This window comes from Siccirubricoccus soli (assembly GCF_024178315.1).
In the GTDB taxonomy this organism is placed as follows: domain Bacteria; phylum Pseudomonadota; class Alphaproteobacteria; order Acetobacterales; family Acetobacteraceae; genus Siccirubricoccus; species Siccirubricoccus soli.
Genome location: NZ_JAMZIK010000042.1, coordinates 1 through 854 on the forward strand (window position 1 = coordinate 1; position 854 = coordinate 854).

Annotated in this window: 1 pseudogene; it reads left to right on the forward strand. The window is 63.6% G+C overall.

Features of this window, described 5'->3' with window-relative positions:
• Positions 1-97 precede the first annotated feature (97 nt).
• A pseudogene (locus tag NJ376_RS07250) lies at positions 98-810 on the forward strand (IS5 family transposase).
• Positions 811-854: the final 44 nt, after the last annotated feature.

The following is an 854-nucleotide window of genomic DNA, read 5'->3' on the forward strand; positions in this document are numbered from 1 at the left end:
CTAGGGTCTGTTGAGATTGGGTATTCCGGAAGCTTCCTGGGTGTGGTTCGAGCTTGGGATGGAACGGCGTGTTTTGACGGATGCCCAGTGGTCGAGGATGGAGCCGCATTGCCTGGGCAAGCCGGGCGATCTGGGCTGGAGCGGCGCCGACAATCGCCTGTTTGTGGAAGCGGTCTTGTGGATTGCCCGGACCGGGAGCCCGTGGCGGGACCTTCCCGCGGCATTCGGCAAGTGGAACTCCGTCTATGTCCGGTTCCGGGACTGGGTCCGGGCTGGTGTTTTCCAAGGGCTGTTCGAGGCCTGTTCGGACGATCCGGACCTGGAATACGCCATGGTCGACGCCACCGTCGTCAAAGTCCACCGCCATGGGCAGGGCGCAAAAGGGGGACGCAGGGCCAAGCCATAGGCCGCTCCAAGGGGGGCATGACCACCAAGATCCTGGCGCTCACCGATGCTCTGGGAAACCTGGTCCGCTTGGTCCTCCTGCCTGGCCACCGGTTCGATACCGTCGGTGTCGCCCCGCTCATCCAGGGTCTCGAGTTCGACACGCTGATCGCCGACATGGCCTTCGACAGTGACGCCATCATCGCCGATCTCGATGAACGCGGCGCCAAGGCCGTGATCGCCCAGCATCCCCGCCGTGCCAAGCCGCTCGACATCGACGCCGCGGTCTACATGTGGCGGCACCTGATCGAGAACTTCTTCTGCAAGCTCAAGGAGTTCAAGCGCATCGCCATGCGCAGCGACAAGACCGACCACAGCTTCTCAGCCATGATCCACCTCGCCGCCGCCGTCATCCACTCCCGCTAAACCTCAACAGACCCTAGAGCGTGCGGCGTGAGCGCAAGCGAACG